The organism is Microbacterium sulfonylureivorans (assembly GCF_003999995.1).
GTDB lineage: Bacteria > Actinomycetota > Actinomycetes > Actinomycetales > Microbacteriaceae > Microbacterium > Microbacterium sulfonylureivorans.
Genome location: NZ_RJAD01000001.1, coordinates 227031 through 247654, shown reverse-complemented (window position 1 = coordinate 247654; position 20624 = coordinate 227031). Strand labels below are relative to the sequence as shown.

Here is a 20624-nt window from a genome sequence, read left to right as displayed (position 1 = left end):
ATTCAGCCCGCGAACGGCCGCGTCTCGTAGGTAGCGCCGTGCTGCCCGGCGAGGGCGATCGCGCGCCCGTTCCAGGTCTGCACGAACCGATGGTCGGTCGCGGTGCCCTCCGGAACCTGGGCGTCGATCTCGGGCAGCGTCCCCGTGGTCTCGTTCGACAGCCACACCACGTCGCGATCGATCGCCGGCCCGAGCCCGCCGATCAGGTCGGCGAACCGGCGGCGCTCCCCGGCGTCGAGATACAGCAGCACGGCGCTGTGGAACACGACGAGGGTGGCGTCGGAGGGAGCGGCGGCCGCGACATCCGTCAGTCTCTCGAGAAGGTCGCCGCGCACGATCTCGGGGGGATCGGATGCCGCGACCGCCGCCGCCGCGCGCAGCCGGGCGACGCGCGGATCGTGGTCGGGTCCGGGCCACACGAGGTTGGCGAGCCAGTCGATCGCGTCCGCGTCAGCGGCGTCGATCGGATCGAGGTCGATCCCGCGGCGCCAGACCACGTCCGGGTGCCGGGTGGGGACGGATGCCTCGTCGTCCACCGTGCATGCGAGGACGACGTCGCTCCGCCCGGTGGGCGGATCGACCCGTCGAACCCCGGACGGGGTCGCGTACTCGGCGCTGCAGCGATCGGGGAAGAGGCAGAGTCCGGCGGCGGCGCCGACCTCGAGGAGCGCGAGCGGCCGGTCGATCCGCGCCAGGGGAGGGAGCCATGTCGCGCAGCGGTTGACCTCGTTCGTCTGCACCGTGCGGGTGTCGCCGGTGGCGACGAGGAGGTCCCAGTGGTCGAGCAGCCACGGTCGCAGCTCCGGGTACCGGACGAGCGGCGCGCCCTCCCAGCGGGCGGATGCGAACACGAGGTTCGGCTGCTGCTTGGGCTTTGCGAGCAGTGCCAGGCGGGAGAGCACCTCGCCGTCGGTCGAGACACCCAGCGCCCAGTGCTCGTAGAGCGGAGACGTGCCGTGCGCCCACCGGCGGCCGAAGTCCTCGTAGAAGGCCGCGATCGCTGCGGTGGCGTCGGTGTCCACGCGCCCCACCCTACGAGCCCCGGCGCGGGTGTCGCCAGGCCGGTCTAGCATGCGGGCATGGACGTCATCGAGTATCTGATGGACGGCGACCCCGCGATCCGCTGGCAGGTCATGCGCGATCTCACGGATGCCCCGGCCGACCGGGTCGCAGCGGAGCGGGCGCGCGTGGCCACCGAGGGGTGGGGCGCGAGGCTCCTGGCCGAGCAGGGCGAAGACGGGCTGTGGGACGGCGGCACCTACCGCCCGGGATGGGTCGACGACAGCCGGCCGTTCTACGACGCGTGGACGGCGACGCACTTCTCGCTGCAGTCGCTGGTCGAATACGGAATCGAGCCCGATTCGCCCGAGGCGCAGCGGGCGGTGGCACTGGTGCGCGACAACGCGCGGTGGGACTACAACGGCGAGCTGTACTTCCAGGGCGAGGGAGAGCCGTGCATCAACGGCACCGCGCTGCTCGTGGGCGCGTATTTCGGGCAGGCGGCCGCGCCGATCGCCGCCACCCTCCTCGAGACCCAGCACGACGACGGCGGGTGGAACTGCTGGGAGGAGGATGCCGCGACCCCGGGGTCGTTCCACTCGACGCTCGCCGCCCTCGAGGGGCTGTGGGCGTGGGAGCAGGCGACCGGCGGCGACGACGAGGTGCGTGCCGCTCGGCTCCGCGGCGAGGAGTTCCTCCTCGAGCGCAGCCTCTTCCGCCGGAAGTCGACGGGAGAGATCGCCGACCTGCGGATGACGATGCTCTCGTCACCGACCCGGTGGTACTACGACATCCTGCGCGCGCTGGAGTACTTCCGTCTGACGCGCCCCGAGCGCGACGAGCGCTGCACCGAGGCCGTCGAGCGACTGCGGGCGAAGCGCACGCCGATGGGGCTCTTCCCGCTCGAGAACACCCATCAGGGGGCGACGCTCTTCGACCTCGAAGCGGAGGGTGAAGGGTTCCCCAGCCGCTGGGTCACGCTGCGCGCTCTGCGGACCCTCCGCTGGTGGGACGCGGCCTGAGGGCGCCGAGCCGAGAACGGCGGATGCCCCGACCCGCGAGGGGCCGGGGCATCCGCCGTTCTGACGCCGTTACGCGCGTGCAGCGTCCGACACGCGACGGGCTGCGGCGAGTGCCTGCTCGAGGTCGGCCTTGAGGTCGTCGATGTTCTCGAGACCCACCGACAGACGCACCAGGCCGGGGGTGACGCCCGTGGTCAGCTGCTGCTCGGGCGTGAGCTGCGAGTGGGTGGTCGATGCGGGGTGGATCACGAGCGAGCGCACGTCGCCGATGTTGGCGAGGTGGCTGAAGAGGGTCAGCGAGTTGACGAACTCACGACCCGCCTCGACGCCGCCCTTGAGCTCGAACGACAGCACCGCGCCGACGCCCTTGGGGGCGTACCTGTTGGCGGCGGCGTACCAGGGCGACGTGGGCAGGCCCGAGTAGTTGACCGACGCGACGTCGCTCTGGTTCTCGAGCCACTCCGCGATCTCCTGCGCATTCTGGACGTGACGCTCGATGCGCAGCGACAGCGTCTCGATGCCCTGGATGAGCAGCCACGCGCTCTGCGGGGCGATGGCCGCGCCGAGGTCGCGGAGCAGCTGCACGCGCGCCTTGATGATGTAGGCGAGGCTGTCGCCGACCGCGGCCGTGTAACTGGCGCCGTGGTAGCTCGGGTCGGGCTCGGTGAGCCCCGGGAACTTCTCGACGTTCTCGGACCACTTGAACGTGCCGCCGTCGACGATGATGCCGCCGATGACGGTGCCGTGGCCGCCGAGGAACTTCGTGGCCGAGTGGATCACGATGTCGGCGCCGAACTCGAACGGCTTGATGAGGTACGGGGTGGCGATCGTGTTGTCGACGATCAGGGGGATGCCGGCTTCGTGCGCGACGTCGGCGACGGTGCGGATGTCGAGGACGTTGATCTTCGGGTTGCCGATGGTCTCGGCGAAGAACAGCTTGGTGTTCGGGCGGACCGCGCGGCGCCACTCCTCGGCGTCGTCCTGGTTCTCGACGAACGTCGTCTCGATGCCGAGCTTGGCGAGCGTGTACTTGAAGAGGTTGTAGGTGCCGCCGTAGATCGAGCTCGACGAGACGATGTGGTCGCCGGCCTGGGCGATGTTGAGCACCGCGAACGTCTCGGCGGCCTGACCGCTCGCGACGAGGAGGGCGCCGGTGCCTCCCTCGAGCGCGGCGAGGCGCTCCTCGACGACGGCCTGCGTCGGGTTCTGGATGCGCGTGTAGATGTTGCCGAACTCGGCCAGGGCGAACAGATTCGCCGCGTGATCGGCGTTGTCGAACACGTAGGACGTGGTCTGGTAGATCGGCGTGGCGCGCGCCTTCGTCACCGGGTCCGGCGCGGCGCCGGAGTGGATCTGCTTGGTCTCGAAACGCCAGTTCTCGGGTGCGGACATGGCTTGCTCCTGCGGGTTCGGTGGGGCGAGGGCGATCTCCCCCGACCGGATCGACAGTACGGATGCCTCGTTCTGTCAACAACGAGAGGGAAATGTGACGTAACCTCCCCGGCTCGCTGCGCGGCCCCGAACGCCCTCGCGGGAGCGCAGGTTCGGGGTCGAAGGCGCAGTCCTCCTCGCGCGAAGCCTGCGCTTTCGCGCCGCAGCTCGCACCCTCGCGGATGGGCGGTGCCGGGCGGGATGGGTAGCGTGGAGGCATGACGACGAGACGTGCGGTGGTGACCGGGGCCAGTTCGGGGATCGGTGAGGCGACGGCGCGGGCGCTGCGCTCGCGGGGCTGGGATGTCGTCGCCGTCGCCCGACGCGCCGAGCGGCTCGCCGAGCTCGAGGCCGAGATCGGCGCGGTGGCATTCGCCGCCGATCTGACCTCCGATGCCGATGTCGAGGCGCTGGCGGGGTTCCTCGCGGAGTCAGGGCCGGTCCACTCGCTCGTGCACGTCGCCGGCGGCGCACGCGGCGCCGACCGCGTCGAGGACGGCCGCGTCGAGGACTGGCAGTGGATGTTCGACGTGAACGTCCTGTCGGCGCAGCGGCTCGTCTCCGCGCTCCTTCCGCAGCTGCGCCTCGCGGCCGCCGGCGACGGCTACGCCGACGCGCTCTTCGTGACCTCGACCGCCGCTCAGACGGCGTACGCCGGGGGAGCGGGCTACAACGCGGCCAAGGCCGGCGAGGCGATGCTGGCGCACGCGCTGCGCCTCGAGCTGAACGGCGAGCCGATCCGCGTGATCGAGGTCGCGCCCGGCATGGTGCACACCGAGGAGTTCACGGCCAACCGCCTCGGCGGAGACAAGGCGGCGGCCGAGCGGGTCTACGAAGGCGTCGAGGCTCCGCTCACCGCGGAGGACGTCGCCGACGTGATCGCGTACGCGCTCGATGCGCCCGGGCACGTGAATCTCGACCTCATCACCATGCGCCCGGTCGCCCAGTCCGCGCAGCACCTGCTGGCACGCGGCCCGCTGCGCCCCCGCGCCGACGAGGGCAAGCTCTCGTGACCGCCGTCACGGGGACCGTGATCACCTACCCCTCGGGCGCCACCGCCTCAACCGGAACCGTCGTGCACGTGGCCGACGCCGGGGACGGACGCTCGGCGGTCGTTCTCGACACGACCGCGTTCCACCCCGTCGACACCGCGTGGCCCGATCAGCCGGCGGATCGGGGCTCGCTGCGCGCGGGCGGCCGATCGTTCGAGATCGGCGCGTCGGTCGTCGGCGCGACACAGGGCGGCGAGCTTCTCCTCGGCACCGAGGTGCCGGTCCGCACCGGCACGGAGGGCTGGACCTTCGTCGTCGCGCACATCGTCGACGGCGACGCCATCGCCGTGGGCGACACCGTCGAGATCGACGTGGATGCCGCCTACCGCGACGCCCTATCGGCGGGCCACACCGCCTGCCATCTCGCGTCGCTGGCTCTCGACGCCGCGCTCGCCGACGCGTGGCGCAAGGAGGCGCCCGTCGACGCTCTGGGCGCGCCGGCATTCGACTCGCTCGCGATCCAGGAGTCGCGGATCGTGCCCGACGGCTCACGCGACGTCTACCGCATCGGCAAGTCGCTGCGCCGCAAGGGATTCGACCCGGTCGCGCTCGAGGACCTCGACGATCTCGCGGGGCGCGTCGACGCGCAGCTCGCGGAGTGGATCGCCGCCGGCGGCGCAGTGGCCATCGAGGCCGACGGGCCGATGCTCGCCGACCGGCGCACCTGGGTGTGCGCCCTTCCGGGGGGCGACGCCCGCATCCCCTGCGGCGGAACGCACGTCGCCGCGCTCGCAGACCTCGCCTCGGCGACGGTCTCGTTCGAGGCGACGCCCGTCGAGGGCGGTCTCGAACTCGTCATGACCACGACGGCCGTTCGCCGCTGATCGAGCGGATGCCGCGGCATCCGCTCTTCGCCGGTCGCGTTGCGATCGCGGATGATCGACGCGAGCGCGGAGGTTCGGCGGCCGTTCCTCCGCGCAGCGATCGATCGTCCGCGCTCAGATGATCTGCGCCTCTCCGGCGACCGCCTCGACCTCTTCGGGCAGGGTGTCGGCGAAGGCGACCTTCGGAACGAAGAGCAGCAGGACTGCGGCGAGGAACCCGCCCGCCGCGCAGATCGACCAGACCGCCATGTACCCGCCGAGCGAGGCAGCCGTCTCGCTCGCGGCGATCCCTGCGCCCGCGGCGAGCACCACGCCGAATATCGCCGACGCGAACGTGCCGCCGATCGTCTTCGTCGTGTTCGTGAGCGCCGACGCGATGCCGGTCTGCCCGTGGGGTGCGGCGGCGGCCGCGGCCGCGGGAAGGGCGCCGACCAGCGCGCCGGAGCCGATGCCGGCGATCGAGAGGTTGAGCAGCACCTGCCAGAGCTCGACATGGAACGGGATGAACAGCAGATACCCGATGCCGACCAGCGCCGACGCGACGATGAGGATGAGACGGGGGTTGGCACGGCGAGAGGTGACGGCGAACACGATCGCGCCCACGATGAGCGAGACGAGGTAGACGCCGATGACGTTGGATCTGCCGGTCGCGTCGAGCCCGAGGCCGTAGCCCAGCGAGGAGTCGGTGCCGGCATACGTCGACAGCGGTCCCTGCGCGCCCAGCAGGCTGATGCCGATGAGGAACGCCGTCGCCTGGACCGGCCACATCTCGGGTCGGCGGAGCACGCGGATGTCGACCGCGGGGTCGGGCTGCCGCAGCTCGAACAGCACGAATCCGATGAAGGCCGCGACGCCGAGGACGAGGAGGATCCACACGCCGGCGAAACCGGCGCCGTTGAGGCGGAGGAAGGTGAGGGCGCTCGTGACGAGCAGGAGGCCGAACGCGAGGATCACGAACCCCCACGTGTCGAGTCGGCGCCCCTTCACGGGCTCGGACTCGGGCACGCCGAGCCAGATCACGAGGCAGATCAGCGTCACCACGATCGCGGGGACGAGCAGGGTGAGTGTGAGGTCGCCGCCGGTCGCGGCGAAGATCCGACCGGCTGCCAGAGCGCCGATGATCGCGCCCGCCTCGAGGCCGACGACGAGCAGGCCGGCCGCCCGGCGGGTCATCGAGACGCCGCGGTTCTGACGTCGGCCGCGCTCGAAGATGAGCGCGATCTCGAGCGGCAGCCACACGACGTAGAAGCCCTGCAGAGCCCACGCGATCAGGAAGCTCCAGAAGTCGCCCGCGAACGCCAGCCACCAGCTCGCACCGGCGGTGAGGATCGCCGCGATGAGCAGGATCCTCTTGTGCCCGTACATGTCGCCGAGCTTGGCGAGCACCGGCACGACGAGCGCCGACAGCAGCAGCTGCGCCGCCTCGAACCAGTTCACATCGGCATCGTGGATGCCGAGCTGGTCGACGATGTCGCTGAACAGCGGCACGTAGTAGCCCTGGAGGATGCCGCTGGTGACCTCGACGAGCACGAACCAGCCGATCAGGCCGGCGGTGATGCCGAGCGCGGAGCCGCGAAGTCGATCGGCGGCGGAGGAGGCGAGAGACACGAGGGCGAGACTACCCTCCACGCGCTCTTCGCTCATCGCTTTCATCCGTCGCGGCGCGGGGCGAAGTCGGCGCGCAGGCGACCGCGGCCGCGTCCTACTCTGGAGGGGTGTGGATGACGCCCCGACCGCTCCGATCCCGAGCCGCCGCATGGCGATGACGCTGACGCAGCTCGCCGAGGCCGGGCTCGTCGATCCCGGCTGGGCGACGGCCCTCGAACCCGTCGCCCCCGACATCGCCGCGCTCGGCGAGCGACTGCGCGGAGAGGTCGCCGCGGGCCGCGCGTACCTGCCGGCGGGTGACCGCGTGCTTCGGGCCTTCCAGCGCCCGCTGTCCGACGTGCGGGTCCTCATCGTCGGTCAGGACCCCTACCCGACGCCGGGGCATCCGATCGGGCTGTCGTTCGCCGTCGACCGGCACGTCAAGCCCCTCCCGCGGAGCCTCTCCAACATCTACCAGGAGCTCGAGGCCGACCTCGGCATCCCGCGTGCCGCCCACGGCGACCTGTCCGCGTGGAGCGACCAGGGCGTGATGCTGCTCAACCGCGTGCTCACGGTCACGCCGGGTCAGCCGGCATCCCACCGCGGCTGGGGCTGGGAGAAGGTGACCGAGCACGCGATCCGCACGCTGGTCGAGCGCGACGGTCCGCTCGTCGCGATCCTGTGGGGGAGGGATGCCGCAAACCTGCGCCCGCTCCTCGGCGGGACGCCGATCATCGAGTCGGCGCATCCGTCGCCACTGTCCGCCAGCCGGGGCTTCTTCGGCTCTCGGCCCTTCTCCCGCGCCAATGAACTCCTCGCGCAGCTCGGGGCCGGAGCGGTCGAATGGGCCCTTCCGGCCGAGGCGTAGGCTGGCGGAATGCTCGAGGAGGAATACGACCGGGATCGGCGGCGTCCGCCGCTGCATCTTCGCCGCAGGCCCGAGCCGGAACGGCCGTTCTCGTACGAGATCCGCCCGGTCGCCGAGCGCGACATCGCCGACATCCGCGAGATCTACAACTACTACGTGACCAACTCCGTCGTGACGTTCGACGAGAAGAAGTGGTCCGTCGCGCAGTGGCGCGACAAGCTCGCGTTCCTTGACAAGCTCGACCTGCCGTTCATCGTCGCCGAGTCGCCGACGGGGCAGATCCTCGGATACGCCCTCGTGCAGCCGATGTCGAGCAAGTCGGCCTATCGGTACTCGGTCGAGAACTCGATCTATCTCGGGCAGGCCGCGACCGGCAAGGGCCTCGGAAAGGCGCTCCTGGTCGCGCTCATCGCCGCGTGCGAGGAGAAGGGCATCCGCCAGATGGTCGCGGTGATCAGCGACAAGGGGGCCGAAGGCTCGGTCGCTCTGCACGAGAAGCTCGGCTTCGTCGAGGTCGGCCGCATGGGACGTGTCGGGTTCAAGTTCGGCCGCTGGCTCGGCACGATCTACATGCAGAAGGAGCTCAAGCCGGTGAAGAAGAAGAGAGGGCTGTTCGGGCGCTGAGCCCGAGCTGTTCAGTCGTCGGGCCGGCCCCACGCGCGCACGGCGTCGACGAGCTCGCGCCACGCGCCCACGACCTCGTCGTCGGGGAGCTCCGTCTCGCGCTCGGGTTCTTCGCCGCACCGGGCGCGGATCCACCACGTGAACCGATCGGCGCCGCGCGGAGGGTGCGGGTCGTCTCCTGCCGGGACCTCGCCGTCGGGCGGCACCGCGGGTGCGGCATCCCACGGGCAGTTGGAGATCAGCTCGATCCACTGGGATGCCTCCGCCGGAGGCGGGTCGGCCTGCCAGTGCCGGGTGAGCCCGGCGAACCCGCCGCTGCGCTTCACAGCGACTTCGACGGGGATGGCTGCGAGAGACTCTTCGGCGCGGTCGGGCACGTCGGCGTCCGTGCCGCCGTCGACCTCGGCCGGCAGGTCGCCCGCGTCGCCGCGGACGTCGGCTCGCGTCTGGTCACGCAGCGGGCTGTGCGGCTCGTCCATCGTCGATCACGCCGACGCCTGCCCAGCCTGCCCGGACGGCGGCGACCTCCTCCGACTCCTCACCGTACTCCGCAGCGGCGGCCGACAGGGTGGCGTTCGCGAAGGTGGAGAAGTCGGCCGTCGACGGAAGGGTGCCCGATGTGATCGTGCGGTACCAGATGAGTCCGGCGCGCTCCCACGCCCGCCCGCCGAGTGCCGTCGCCGTGAGGTAGAACGCGTGGTTCGGGATGCCGGAGTTGATGTGGACTCCGCCGTTGTCGTCGCGGGTCACGACGTAGCCGTCCATGTGCGCGGGCTGCGGGTCCTTTCCGAGCACATCGTCGTCGTACGCCGTTCCGGGGGCGGCGAGCGAGCGCAGCGCCGTGCCCTCGACGGCGTCGGTGAAGATCCCCTCGCCGATGAGCCAGGACGCCTCGTCGGCGGTCTGCCCGAGACGGTGCTGTTCGGCGAGGGACCCGAAGACATCCGCGATCGACTCGTTGAGAGCGCCGGACTGGCCGCGGTACAGCAGGCCGCCCTCGTCTTCGATCACACCATGGGCGAGCTCGTGGGCGATCACGGTCAGGGAGCCGGTGAAGCCCGAGAACACCTCGCCGTCGCCGTCGCCGAACACCATGCGCTCGCCGTTCCAGAACGCATTGTCGTAATCCTGGCCGTAGTGGACCGTCGACAGCAGCGTGCCTCCCGCGCCGTCGAGGCTGTTGCGGCCGAAGGCGTCCCACAGGAAGTCGAAGGTCGCGCCCAGCCCGTCGAAGGCCTCGTCGACCGAGTCGTCGCCGCTCGCGGGGTCGTCCTCGCCGCGCACGCGCACGCCGGGGAGGACCTCGCGATGCTGCGCGTCGGAGATCTCGCGATCGGGCGCCGGGGTGGTCTCGGCGACGAGGGTGCCGTCGTCTTCGATCGACAGGCGCAGGCGGGAGCGCACGGGCCGGTATTCGCGAGGCGCCGCCAGCGTGGATCGCGCCGCCTCCGCTGCCCGCGCCCACGTGGGCTCCTGCACAGCGGCGATGCGGGCGAGCAGGTACGGGGGGACGATCGCGTGAGCCATGGTCCGAGGCTAGCGGCGGCCGCCGACGCGCCGGTCAGGCGATGCCGGGCTCGATCACGGGGATAGAGGCGAGGAGTCGACGGGTGTAGGCGACCTGCGGCTGCAGCAGCACCTTCTCGGTCGGTCCCTCCTCGACGATGCGCCCGTCCTTCATCACGACGACCTCGTCGCACAGGTTCTGGACCACCCCGATGTCGTGCGACACCAGGACGAGCGTCAGCCCGTCCCGGGCGCGCAGACCGGCGAGCAGCTCGAGGATCTGAGCGCGCACGGTCACGTCGAGCGCCGACAGCGGCTCGTCGCCGACGAGCAGCTCGGGGCGGTGGACGATGGCCCGCGCGAGCGCGATCCGCTGCCGCTGGCCGCCCGAGAACTCGTGCGGGAACCGGTTCGCCATGCCGGCTTCGAGCCCGACGTCCTCGAGCACCTCGCGCACCCGCGCCCTGCGGTCGCCCTCGATCCCGAGCGCCCAGAGCGGTTCTCCGACGATGCGGCCGATGCTCATGCGCGGATCGAGAGAGGCGTACGGGTCCTGGAACACGATGCCCGTTCGGCGGCGCAGCCAGTGCAGAGAACGGGCGCCGGCCGAGGCGTCGACGGGGCGACCGTCGAATTCGACCGTCCCCTCGGTGGGCGCGTCGAGGGCGAGGAGCAGCCGCACCAGCGTCGACTTGCCCGAGCCGGACTCTCCGATGATCCCGACCGCCGAGCCCGCGCGCACGTCGATGTCGGCGTCCTCCAGGCCGGTGGTGAACACCCGTGGTCCGAAGAGCGTGGACTTCGGCGCGGGATAGCGTCGCGTGAGTCCGCGGCCGCTGACGAGGAACTCGCTCATGAGGTGCCCCCCGGTCGCCACAGGGTGGCCGTGGCGTCGCGCAGGAGTCCCTGGGTGACGGGCGAGGACGGGGCCGTCAGCAGCCGCGACACCGGAGCCTCCTCGACCACGCGCCCGTCTTCGAGAACGACCCCGTGCGTGGCGATCTGCGACAGCACCGCGAGGTCGTGGGTGATGAAGACGAGCGACATGCCGTCGTCCTCCACGAGCGAGAGCAGCAGTTCGAGGATCTCGGCCTGGATCGTCACGTCGAGCGCCGTCGTCGGCTCGTCTGCGATGAGCAGTCGCGGGCGGCAGGCGAGAGCCATCGCGATCGCCACGCGCTGGCGCTGGCCGCCGGACAGCTGGTGCGGGTACCGCGACACGATGCGCTCGGGGTCGGGGAGGGCCACGCGGGATGCCTCCGCCACCGCGCGGGCCGCGGCATCCCGCTTCGACGCCTTCTCGTGGATGCGGATCGACTCGGCGATCTGCCTGCCCACCGTGCGGATCGGATTGAGAGCGGTCCGCGGCTCCTGGAAGACGATCCCGATCTCGTCGCCCCGCAGCTGCGCGAGCTCACGGTCGGGGAGGCCGATCAGCTCGCGCCCGTTCCAGACGATGCTCCCGCGCGCGGTCGCGCCGTCGGGGAGAAGGCCGAGGATCGCCAGCGCGGTGAGCGACTTGCCCGAGCCGGACTCGCCGATCAGGCCGACGCGGGCGCCATCGGGGACCGAGAAGCTCACGCCGTCGACGACCCGGCGGTCGCCGATGTCGATCGTGAGATCGCGCACGTCAAGGCTCACGCCACCACCTCCGGCACGTGCGTGCGCGCCACACGGGCGGCACCTCGCGCGTGGCTCAGCGTCGGGTCGGTCGCCTCGCGCAGGCCGTCTCCGAGGAGGTTGAGGCCGAGCACGGTCACCGTGATCGCGAGTCCCGGCCAGACCACCGAGAGCGGATGCACCGTGATGAACTGCTGCAGCTCGGCCAGCAGCAGTCCCCACGACGGCTCGGTCACGGGGGCCCCGAAGCCGAGGTAGGACAGGCCGGCCTCGGCGAGGACGGCGACCGCCATGCCCCACGACAGCTGCACGATGAACACCGGTGCGACGTTGGGGAGGAGGTGCCGCGCGAGGTTCTGCGACGGGGTCAGTCCCGAGGCGCGCCCGGCGAGCACGAAGTCGCTGTGGAGCACGCGGCGCAGCTCCGGCCGAGTGACCCGCGCGATGTTGACGCCGAATCCGATGCCGACGGCCCAGATCACGACCCAGAGCGAGCCGCCCCACACAGCCGAGATCATCATGGCGATGATGAGCACGGGGAAGGCGATGAGGATGTCGACGAACACGGCCACCGACTCCCGCACCCATCGCACGGTCAGGGCGCCCAGCGCCGCGAGCGCGATGCCCACGAGCGTCGCGATCACCCCTGCCCCGACGGCGACCCAGATCGTGGTGCGGGCCCCGGCCATGAGCAGGCTCAGGATGTCGCGGCCCGTCGCATCCGTGCCCAGCAGGTGCGGCCATCCGGGAGGTGCCCAGCGATCGGATATGTCGACCTGCTGCGGGTCGAACGGCGTCCAGAACCGGGCGACGATCGCGGTGAGGACGACGACTGCGACGACGATGAGGCCGAAGCGGCCGGTGGACAGTCGCCACAGCCGGCCGAGCCAGGCCCAGCGCGACGGACGGGCGGCCGCTCCGGCACCCGGCCCCTCCGCATGTCCCGATCCGTCCGCCTGATGTCCCGATTCGGCTCGGTCTGACGGACCCGAAGCGGGAGAGTTCGGGACGCGCCTGTCGGGGGTGGGTGCCGAGGGCTGTGACGAGCCGGTCATGCCGCCTCCCTCTGCCGCGGATCGATCACGCGGTGGACGAGGTCGACGACGAAGCCGACGACGAGGACGAACCCGGTGAGCACGAGCAGCTCGCCCTGCACCTTCGGAAGGTCGCGCGCGCTCACGTCGGCGACGAGCATCCGACCGATCCCGGGGAGGGTGAACAGCTGCTCGATGATGACCGCGCCGACGATGATGCCGGCGACCTGCAGGCCGAGCACCGTGATCACCGACAGCCCCACGTCGGGCAGACCGTGGCGGATGAGCGCAGCGTTGCGGGTGAGGCCCTTGGCCGCGCCGGTGCGGACGTGGTCCTGCCCGACGGCCTGCAGCGTGGCGCTGCGGACGAATCGCATGAGCATCGCCCCCTCGACGATGCCGATCGTGAGGGCCGGCAGGATCAGCGCGCGGAAGGCGGCCCACGGATCCTGCCAGCCCGCACGCGGGAAGCCCTGTGCGGGCAGCCAGCCGAGCCAGACGGCGAACACCACGACGAGCATCATTCCCGCCCAGACGACGGGCACGGCCGCGAGAGTCTGGGCTCCGACGCTCAGCGCGGTGCCGTCCGCACGGCCGCGTCGCATCGCCGACAGCACCCCGAGCGGCACGCTGAAGACCACCGCGATCGTCAGCGCCATGACGCCGAGCGGCACGGTGACCTGCGCCTTCTCGGCGAGCTCGCTCGCGACCGTCGACCCGGTCAGCAGGGATGTGCCCAGCTCACCGCGGAGCACCCCTCCGATCCACTCGAGGTACTGCGCCGGGAGCGGCTGGTCGAGGCCCAGGCGCTCCCGGATCGCGGCGATCTGCTCGGGCGTGCTGTTGGTGCCCGCGATGAGCTGTGCGACGTCGCCGGGCAGCACCCGCAGCGAGAGGAAGATCAGCACGCTGGCGACGAGCAAGCCGAGCAGGAGCAGGGCCAGACGCGTCAGCGTGTATCTGATCACCCGTTGCTCTTGGCCAGCTCGGCGAGATTCAGGCGCTCGTTCACGTTGATCGAGGGCATACCGGTGATGTTATCGCCGACCGCGACGACGGACGCCCCGGTGTACAGCCAGTCGCCCGCGGCGTCCTCCGACACGATGCGCGCGGCATCCGCCAGGAGCTGCGCGGCCTCGCCCTCGTCCGTCGCGGCGAGCGACTCGGCGTACAGCTCCTGCACCTCGGGGTTGTCGTAGGTGAAGTAGTAGTCGGGGTTCGCCCAGTTCTCGAAGTCACGCGCCTCGGTGTGGAGGACGAAGCTCAGGTCGTAGTCCCGGTTGACGTACACGTCGTTGAGCCAGGTGGAGAAGTCCACCGAGTCGACCTCGAGGGTGATTCCGACCTCGTTGAGGTTCGACACGAGGATCTGCGGGATCGTCGTGGAGTAGAAGTTCGGGATCTTGAGCGTCAGGGTGAGGTCCTCGACTCCGGCCTCCTCGAGGAGCGCGCGTGCCGCCTCCGGGTCGTACGGTGCGACGTCGGCGAGGTCCTCGTATCCGGGGTCGAGCGACGGGATCGGGCCGTACTGCGTCTCGCCCGAGGCGAGCGCCTCGACGAACGCGTCGTGGTCGATCGCCTGGCGGATCGCCTGGCGCACCCGCTGGTCGGCGAGCGGGCTGCCGGCGCTCTGGTTGAACGCGAGGGTGCCCTTGTCGGTCGACTGGCCGAGGACGAGGGCGAAGTCGCCGTCCGCCTCGATCTGTTCCTTCAGGTTCGCGTCGAACCCGGTGAGGACGTCGACCTCGCCCGCGAGCGCGGCGTTGAGGGCCGCCTGGTTGTCGGGGATGTAGTCGAAGACGACCTCGGCGACCTGCGCAGGCTCGCCCCAGTACGCGTCGTTGCGGAGGTACGTGATGCTGGCGCCCTGACGCCAGTCGTCGAGCGTGAACGGGCCGGTGCCGTTCGCGGCGGTGCTGTAGTCGACGGTGTCGCCCTCCTTGAGGATGATGCCGGCGCGCCCCGTGAGATTCCACAGCAGGCTGGAGTCGGGCGCGGCCAGCGTCAGGGTGATCTCCTGTCCCTCGGCCGTGACGGACGTCACGTTCGCGAGCCGGGCCGAGTCGCTCCATGCCGGGGTGGCGCGCCGGGTCTCGAGCGACCACACGACGTCCTGGGGGGTGAGGGCCTGGCCGTCGTGGAACGTCACGCCCTCACGGAGCGTGAAGGTGTACGTCAGCCCGTCGGGCGAGACCGTCCAGTCGCTCGCGAGAGAGGGCACGATCTCCTGCTCGGGAGTGCGGGCGACGAGCCCCTGATAGACGTTGTCGACGAGGATCTGGTCGAGGGCTGCGCCGGCGGTCTGGCGGATGTCGAGGTTCTCGGGTTCGAGCACGAGCCGGATCGCGACCGACGCATCGGGATCGGGCGCCGCGCTGGTGGTCGGCGCCTGGTCTGCGCCGGAGCTGCAGGCGCTGAGCAGGAGGGCTCCTGCGGCGAGGAGCGCGGTCGCGGCGAGGGCGGTGCGACGAAGCATTGAGGTCCTTTCGGAGGGGGATCCGCGAGTGCGCGGGACCGGCAGCGGTGCCTTCGGGTCGGGCGTGACGGTGCGGGAGACAAGCCTATTCAGCGGGTGGGGTCGGTGAGGAACCCGCTACCCGGAACGCAACACAAGCGTTAATCGTTCCCGGCGAGCTCGCGCACCAGCGCGCCGAGGTCCTTCGGGATGTCCTCCTGCACGTTGTGACCGGCGGGAACGACGAGGACGGATGCCTCGGGCACGCGTTCGGCGAACTGCGCGGCATCCGCCTCGGTCACGTAGCCGCGCGCGCCGCGGATCAGCGTCGTCGGGGCGGCGACGGCAGCGAGATCCTCCCAGCCGGACTCGCCGAGCACGGCGGAGACCGCGTCGGACGGCTCCGCGGCGGCCACGGCGTCGGGCCCGGCTGCAGCCGTCGCGGCGGCGAGGTGGGCGAAGTGGTGCTTCCACTCGACGCGTCCGTCGGGGCGCACGCGCGAGTTGAAGAACACGCCTCGCTCGGCCTTGCGGCGCGTGCCGCCGCCGAGTCCGAACGCGAGGGCGCGGTCGACGAGCTCGTCGCGCGAGGCCCAGTCGGTGGGTCCGGCGAAGAAGTCGCGGATCTGGGTGGGGCCCGCGTTCGGATCGACGCCGGGGGTGATGTCGATGACGACGAGCTCGCGCACGAGATCGGGCCGGGATGCCGCGACCGCCGCCGCGGTGAGGCCGCCGAGCGACTGGCCCACGAGCACCTGCGGCACGTCGGTCCAGGCATCCATCCCGGCGGCGACGTCGGGCGCGAGCACTCGCGCGACGTACGCGAAGTCGTCGCGCCACGACGAGTCGCCGTGACCGGGGAGGTCGATGGCGAGGGCCGGGAGCCCGAGCCCGAGGATCGTGGTGTCCCACGTGTGGGCGTTGAGGCCGGCGCCGTGCAGGAAGGTGACGACGGGCGAGGCATCCGGCGACCCTTCGGGGGTATAGCGCAGGGCGCTCAGCGTCCGGCCGTCGGCCAGCCTGAGCGACAGGCGCTCGCCGCGGGGGACGGGACGGTCGATGCCCGCGTCGGCGGCCTGCTCGGGGAGGAAGGAGAACTCGTCGATGGCGTCGCTCACCCCGACATTCTCTCCCACCGGGGAGGGCCCGTGCGGCCGCGCAGCGGGAGGGAGTCGTCGCGCGGCGCTCCATAGAATGTCCGCGGAGGACTGCATGCCCGACACCACGCTCGACGAGGCGCTCGCCGACCTGGCCGCTCTCGAAGACCCCAGGATGCGCGCGGCCAACGAGGCGCGCGGCGACGACCACGGCATCAACCTCAGCCGGATGCGCGCGCTGGCGAAGCGGATCAAGGCCGATCAGCCTCTGGCCCGAGAGCTCTGGGCGACGGGCGAGACGTCCGCTCGGCTGCTCGCACTGCTGATCTGCCGCCCCCGCGAATTCGACGCCGACGAGCTGGACCGGATGCTGCGCGAGACGCGGGTGCCGAAGGTGAACGACTGGTTCGTGAACTACGTCGCCAAGAAGACGCCGCTCGCCGAGGAGCTGCGTCTGCGGTGGTTCGACGACGCCGACCCGACCGTGGCGGCGGCGGCATGGTCGCTGACCACCGAGCGCGTGGTCAAGAGCCCGGACGGGCTCGACCTCGACCGCCTCCTCGACCTGATCGAGCGTGACATGAAGGACGCCCCCGGTCGCCTCCAGTGGGCGATGAACGAGACCCTCGCCCAGATCGGCATCCACGACGCGGCCCTCCGCCCCCGCGCGGTGCGGATCGGGGAGGAGCTCCAGGTGCTCGCGGACTACCCGACGCCACCCGGATGCACCTCGCCCTTCGCGCCGATCTGGATCGCCGAGATCGTGCGGCGCAGGGAAGGCTGACCGCGCCCGCTCCCGAGGGCCGTGGGTAGGCTGGCGGCATGACCGAAGAGCGCCGTGTCCACCTCTCGCGTTCGGCCCCTCCCGCGTACCAGGCGCTCGCCGCGTTCTCGAAGTCCGTCGGCGCGATCGCCGGCGAGAGCGGCATCGACGACCGGCTGAAGGAGCTCGTCCAGATCCACACGTCGCAGCTGAACGGCTGCGCGTACTGCGTGCGGGTGCACGTGGAGCGGGCCGTCAAGGCGGGCATCACGGCCGACATCGTGGCGCAGCTGCCGGTGTGGCGAGAGTCGGGGGTCTTCTCCGAGCGCGAGCGGGCGGGCCTCGAGCTCGCCGAGGCGTTCGTCTACATCCACGAGGAAGGCGTCCCCGACGACGTCTACAACAGCGTGGGAACGGTGCTGAGCGAGAAGGAGTATGTCGCGCTCAGCTGGATCCTGGTGTCGATCAACGCCTTCAACCGGGTGGCCATCGCGGGACGCTACAGCGTTCCGCCGCGCGACGACCTCGTCGGTGAGGACCGGGACGCCGCCTCAGGCGCCGCGTGGTGACCGACCCCGACGATCTCGTCGTCCCGGGGGCGGTGAACCTGCGGGACGTCGGCGGGCTGCCCGCGGGCCCGACGGTGACGCGTCACGGCGTGCTCTACCGCTCGGGCAATCTGGCCCAGCTCGACGAGCGCGGTACGACCGCACTCGGCGGGCTGCGCCTGCGTCGCATCATCGACCTGCGCGCCGACGAAGAGGTCGCGCACGCACCGAGCCGTGTCGACGGGCTCGGGATCGTCACGCAGCGCGTTCCTCTGTTCCTCGGGTCGGTGGAGTCGTTCTTCGCCGACGACATCAGTCTCGACGAGATGTACCGCCGCCTCGTCGAGGACTCGGCGGCGGGAGTGGTCGAGGTGGTGCGCGGCATCGTCGCCGACCAGCCGGTGCTCGTCCACTGCACGGTGGGGAAGGACCGCACGGGGGTGACCGTCGCGCTCACTCTCGCCGCGGCCGGGGTCGACCTCGAGGCCGTGGTCGCGGACTACGCGCGCACCGAGGGCCTGCTGCCCGAGCGGCGCAACCGCCGGGTGGTCGAGATCCTGCGGTCGATGCATCCGGAGGCGGTGCACCTGGAGGATCTCGCGACGCGCTCCCCGGCGCCGGTCATGCGCGCGCTGCTCGACGGCGTCGCCGAGCGCTACGGCTCTGCTGCGGACTACCTGCGCGCGCACGGCCTCGCCGACGATGAGATCTCTGAACTGCGGCGGATCCTGCTGCGCGATGCGTGACGCAGAAAGGCAGTGAGGTTAGGCAACCCTTCACGCGCGGTATAGTGGAGATGTCATGAGCCACTCCACCGAGCACAGCGCCGCGGCCTGCCGTTCTTCCCGGCACACGCGCGTGCAGCATCTGATCACGGCCGACGAGTCCTCGTTCGCCGAGCTCGAGGCTGTGCTGGCGACGCTCCCGATCTGCTCGACGGGCCGGGTGTTCATCGAGATCCCGGATGCCTCGTGGCAGGCCGACATCTCGGTTCCGAGCCGCATGGTGCTGACCTGGCTCGACCGCTCCCAGCGCAGCGGCGCCCCGGGCACGAGCCGCGGCTGCGCGGCGGGTGAGGCGCTCTCGCGCGCCGTGACCGCGTGGTCGAACGAGATGCTGTGCGCCGAGGACGATGAGACCCGCATCCATCTGCTGGGCGGCTACCTCGGCACGGCCGACATCGTCGACCACCTCATCGGCATGGGCATCGCCGCCGGCCAGATCCACGCCCCCGAGCAGTACGGACTGGCGACCGCGCACTGACACGCGGACGGCGCCCGCGCCGTTCCCCGGCCGCGACCGGTGCGCTCGCTACAGTCGTGCGCATGACCGAGACCGCAGCCCCCGTCCTCGCCTCAGGCTCCGTGAATCCGCGCGATCTGCGCATGCCCACGTGGGTGATCGTCTGGCTCACGATCTCCGCCGTGATCCAGACCTATGATGCGTGCTACGTGCTTCTCGGTCCGCTGTCCCACGACGGCGGACCGCTCGCCGCACTCTGGCCGGGGCACGTCTTCTACGGCTCGTTCGACCATCGCTACGCGCAGTTCGACGCGTTCGGCAGCGCGCAGAGCTGGGCGAACCTCGTCGAGGTCATCGTGATCGTGTGGGCGCTGCTGCATGCGAAGAAGTGGTCTGGTGTCGTCGTGGGACTCCTCGTCACCGTCGCGACGTTCTGGAAGACCGTCATCTATTTCCTCGTCGAGGCGTCGAGCGGTCTCGAGATGACCCGCCAGTCGCTCGAGCGCGGCGACCTCGTCGGCTTCCTGATGGTGGCGGTCCTGCCGAACCTCTTCTGGATCGTCTTCCCGCTCGCGGTGGTGATCGCGCTCGGACGCCAGGTCCTGCGCGTGGGGCGGGGCGTTCAGGCCTCCGCCACGTGATCCGACTCCGTCAGACCGCGCCTCGGGGAACGTAGTTGCCGTCCTCGAGGCCGGCCTCGATCTCGAAGCGGTTGCGCAGGGGGTTGCGCCCGGCGAAGAGGTAGAGGAAGGGCATCAGGAAGCCGTACCGCTCCCACTGGCGCTTGTGCACCGCCTCGTGCCGCAGGAGATGGGTGGTGACGCGACCGTCGCCCGTGAGGAAGCATCCGCCGACGCAGACACCGCCGCGGGCGAACGCCCACTTCGGCAGCCCCCGGAAGACCCACAGTCCTTCGCGCTTCTCGATGCGCCCCGTGCTCCAGATCGACCCCCACACCCAGCCCACCGTCGTGCCGTACCAGTAGCCGACGCGGCTGACGGGCGAGTCGAGCAGGAACGAGGGGATGCCCCGGTCGAATCGGCGGCCGCGCTCCACAGCACGGTCGGCGACCCTTCGCCAGTCTGCGGGCGGCGTGGGGATGGGGCTCACGCGAGCGCCCCGACCACGCGCAGGATGGCGCCGAGGTCGTCGGTCGCCGTCGCCGCCGACGCGGGGGAGTAGCCCGTCAGGGAGGCGCCCACGAGAGGCAGCTCGGCACGGAGGGCGGCGATCGCCGCGGTGAGCTCGGCGACGGTCACGCCGAACGGCTCGGGATGGGCGTTGCCGGTCACCTCCGCCGGGTCGAGCACGTCGACGTCGACGTGGATGTAGAGCCCCTCCGCTCCGCTCGCGCGGATCGCCGCCGCCAGTGCACCGGGATCGCGCAGCGCATCGACGGCGAGCGTCGTGATGCCCAGGTCGGCCACGGCGGCGAGCTCGGCCTCGTCGTACGAACGGGCGCCGACGACGAAGGTGCGCTCGGAGGACACGGCGCCCGGGGGGAGCGCGAGGCCGGGAGCGCCGTCGCCGAGGACCGCCCGCAGCACCATTCCCGAGAAGGCTCCGGACGGCGACGAGTCCGGAGTGTTCAGGTCGGGATGGGCGTCCATCCACACCACGGCGAGGGATGGCACCCGGCGCGCGGCATGAGCGATCGGCTCGAGCGCGACGCCGCAGTCGCCCCCGACCGTCAGCACGACGTCGTCGTGCGAGTCGAGGGCCGCTGCGATCTGCTCGCGGATCCGCTGGAGGGCGCTGAGGCGATGGATGCCGGTGCCCAGGGCCTCGCCGGCCTCCATGGGCACATCGAGGATCGTCGTCGACGAGCGCGGCAGATCTCCGGCGATCGCCTGCGCCCCGTCGATGAGCTGCATGGCCCGCGAGGACGGGCTTCCCTGCCACTGCGGCACAACGAGGTAGCGCGTCATCCCCTCATCCTCTCGCAGCACGCG

Annotated in this window: 23 protein-coding genes; 10 read left to right on the top strand and 13 right to left on the bottom strand. The window is 71.2% G+C overall.

Annotation, left to right across the window (positions count from 1 at the left end; translation table 11 throughout):
* Positions 1–2: 2 nt before the first annotated feature.
* A complete protein-coding gene (locus EER34_RS01175) occupies positions 3–1022 on the bottom strand; it encodes a DUF2332 domain-containing protein (protein WP_240642062.1) in 1020 nt (339 codons plus the stop codon).
* Positions 1023–1079: 57 nt separating this feature from the next.
* Here EER34_RS01175 and EER34_RS01170 point away from each other — a divergent pair, with 57 nt between their 5' ends.
* Positions 1080–2021 (top strand): prenyltransferase/squalene oxidase repeat-containing protein, encoded by a 942-nt coding sequence (locus EER34_RS01170; protein ID WP_127472752.1) that lies wholly within the window; start codon positions 1080–1082, stop codon positions 2019–2021.
* A gap of 69 nt (positions 2022–2090) precedes the next feature.
* Here EER34_RS01170 and EER34_RS01165 read toward each other — a convergent pair whose 3' ends face one another.
* A complete protein-coding gene (locus EER34_RS01165; RefSeq protein WP_127472751.1) occupies positions 2091–3413 on the bottom strand; it encodes a bifunctional o-acetylhomoserine/o-acetylserine sulfhydrylase in 1323 nt (440 codons plus the stop codon).
* A 257-nt stretch (positions 3414–3670) separates the two neighbouring features.
* On the opposite strand from EER34_RS01165, the gene EER34_RS01160 reads away from it, so the two are divergent.
* Together EER34_RS01160 and EER34_RS01155 are read left to right on the top strand one after the other, a co-directional pair.
* On the top strand, positions 3671–4465 hold the full coding sequence (locus EER34_RS01160) for an SDR family oxidoreductase (RefSeq protein ID WP_205791307.1): 795 nt from the start codon (positions 3671–3673) through the stop codon (positions 4463–4465).
* On the top strand, positions 4462–5328 hold the full coding sequence (locus EER34_RS01155; protein ID WP_127472750.1) for an alanyl-tRNA editing protein: 867 nt from the start codon (positions 4462–4464) through the stop codon (positions 5326–5328). Before EER34_RS01160 ends, EER34_RS01155 begins: the two co-directional genes overlap by 4 nt.
* A 114-nt stretch (positions 5329–5442) precedes the next feature.
* Here the strand turns inward: EER34_RS01155 and EER34_RS01150 are convergent, their stop codons facing one another.
* Entirely contained in the window at positions 5443–6972 is a 1530-nt protein-coding gene (locus EER34_RS01150; protein WP_127472749.1) for an MFS transporter, read from the bottom strand.
* 112 nt (positions 6973–7084) lie between these two features.
* Here EER34_RS01150 and EER34_RS01145 point away from each other — a divergent pair, with 112 nt between their 5' ends.
* Positions 7085–7783 carry a uracil-DNA glycosylase gene (locus EER34_RS01145; RefSeq protein WP_127474225.1) on the top strand — a complete coding sequence of 233 codons (699 nt, stop codon included), beginning with the start codon at positions 7085–7087 and terminating at the stop codon, positions 7781–7783.
* Between the two features lie 9 nt (positions 7784–7792).
* Entirely contained in the window at positions 7793–8407 is a 615-nt protein-coding gene (locus tag EER34_RS01140) for a GNAT family N-acetyltransferase (protein ID WP_127472748.1), read from the top strand.
* Positions 8408–8418: 11 nt separating this feature from the next.
* Here the strand turns inward: EER34_RS01140 and EER34_RS01135 are convergent, their stop codons facing one another.
* The 8 genes from EER34_RS01135 to EER34_RS01100 form a co-directional block, all read right to left on the bottom strand.
* On the bottom strand, positions 8419–8886 hold the full coding sequence (locus EER34_RS01135) for a protealysin inhibitor emfourin (protein ID WP_240642061.1): 468 nt from the start codon (positions 8884–8886) through the stop codon (positions 8419–8421).
* Positions 8858–9934, bottom strand: coding sequence for a M4 family metallopeptidase (locus EER34_RS01130; RefSeq protein WP_127472747.1), 1077 nt, complete (start codon positions 9932–9934; stop codon positions 8858–8860). The genes EER34_RS01135 and EER34_RS01130 overlap by 29 nt, the downstream gene beginning before the upstream one ends.
* Positions 9935–9968: 34 nt before the next feature.
* Entirely contained in the window at positions 9969–10769 is an 801-nt protein-coding gene (locus tag EER34_RS01125) for an ABC transporter ATP-binding protein (RefSeq protein WP_127472746.1), read from the bottom strand.
* Positions 10766–11554: an ATP-binding cassette domain-containing protein gene (locus EER34_RS01120; protein ID WP_127472745.1), complete on the bottom strand. Its 789-nt coding sequence runs from the start codon at positions 11552–11554 to the stop codon at positions 10766–10768. The genes EER34_RS01125 and EER34_RS01120 overlap by 4 nt, the downstream gene beginning before the upstream one ends.
* Positions 11551–12588: an ABC transporter permease gene (locus tag EER34_RS01115; protein ID WP_240642060.1), complete on the bottom strand. Its 1038-nt coding sequence runs from the start codon at positions 12586–12588 to the stop codon at positions 11551–11553. The genes EER34_RS01120 and EER34_RS01115 overlap by 4 nt, the downstream gene beginning before the upstream one ends.
* Positions 12585–13535: an ABC transporter permease gene (locus EER34_RS01110; RefSeq protein WP_127472744.1), complete on the bottom strand. Its 951-nt coding sequence runs from the start codon at positions 13533–13535 to the stop codon at positions 12585–12587. The genes EER34_RS01115 and EER34_RS01110 overlap by 4 nt, the downstream gene beginning before the upstream one ends.
* Positions 13532–15043: an ABC transporter substrate-binding protein gene (locus EER34_RS01105; RefSeq protein ID WP_127472743.1), complete on the bottom strand. Its 1512-nt coding sequence runs from the start codon at positions 15041–15043 to the stop codon at positions 13532–13534. The genes EER34_RS01110 and EER34_RS01105 overlap by 4 nt, the downstream gene beginning before the upstream one ends.
* 140 nt (positions 15044–15183) lie before the next feature.
* Positions 15184–16140, bottom strand: a complete 957-nt coding sequence (locus EER34_RS01100; protein WP_240642058.1) for an alpha/beta fold hydrolase — start codon at positions 16138–16140, stop codon at positions 15184–15186.
* Between the two features lie 94 nt (positions 16141–16234).
* Here EER34_RS01100 and EER34_RS01095 point away from each other — a divergent pair, with 94 nt between their 5' ends.
* The 5 genes from EER34_RS01095 (at position 16235) to EER34_RS01075 (ending at position 19313) form a co-directional block, all read left to right on the top strand.
* Positions 16235–16903, top strand: a complete 669-nt coding sequence (locus tag EER34_RS01095) for a DNA alkylation repair protein (RefSeq protein WP_127472741.1) — start codon at positions 16235–16237, stop codon at positions 16901–16903.
* Between the two features lie 38 nt (positions 16904–16941).
* Positions 16942–17451, top strand: coding sequence for a carboxymuconolactone decarboxylase family protein (locus tag EER34_RS01090; protein WP_127472740.1), 510 nt, complete (start codon positions 16942–16944; stop codon positions 17449–17451).
* Positions 17448–18176, top strand: a complete 729-nt coding sequence (locus tag EER34_RS01085) for a tyrosine-protein phosphatase (protein ID WP_127472739.1) — start codon at positions 17448–17450, stop codon at positions 18174–18176. The genes EER34_RS01090 and EER34_RS01085 overlap by 4 nt, the downstream gene beginning before the upstream one ends.
* 55 nt (positions 18177–18231) lie before the next feature.
* Positions 18232–18693 carry an SIP domain-containing protein gene (locus tag EER34_RS01080; protein WP_127472738.1) on the top strand — a complete coding sequence of 154 codons (462 nt, stop codon included), beginning with the start codon at positions 18232–18234 and terminating at the stop codon, positions 18691–18693.
* Between the two features lie 62 nt (positions 18694–18755).
* Positions 18756–19313 (top strand): hypothetical protein, encoded by a 558-nt coding sequence (locus EER34_RS01075; protein ID WP_127472737.1) that lies wholly within the window; start codon positions 18756–18758, stop codon positions 19311–19313.
* A gap of 10 nt (positions 19314–19323) precedes the next feature.
* Here the strand turns inward: EER34_RS01075 and EER34_RS01070 are convergent, their stop codons facing one another.
* Both EER34_RS01070 and EER34_RS01065 read right to left on the bottom strand, forming a co-directional pair.
* Complete coding sequence (locus EER34_RS01070) at positions 19324–19782, bottom strand: Fe-S oxidoreductase (protein ID WP_205791305.1); 459 nt, start codon at positions 19780–19782, stop codon at positions 19324–19326.
* Complete coding sequence (locus EER34_RS01065) at positions 19779–20600, bottom strand: arginase family protein (protein WP_127472736.1); 822 nt, start codon at positions 20598–20600, stop codon at positions 19779–19781. The genes EER34_RS01070 and EER34_RS01065 overlap by 4 nt, the downstream gene beginning before the upstream one ends.
* Between the last annotated feature and the right edge of the window lie 24 nt (positions 20601–20624).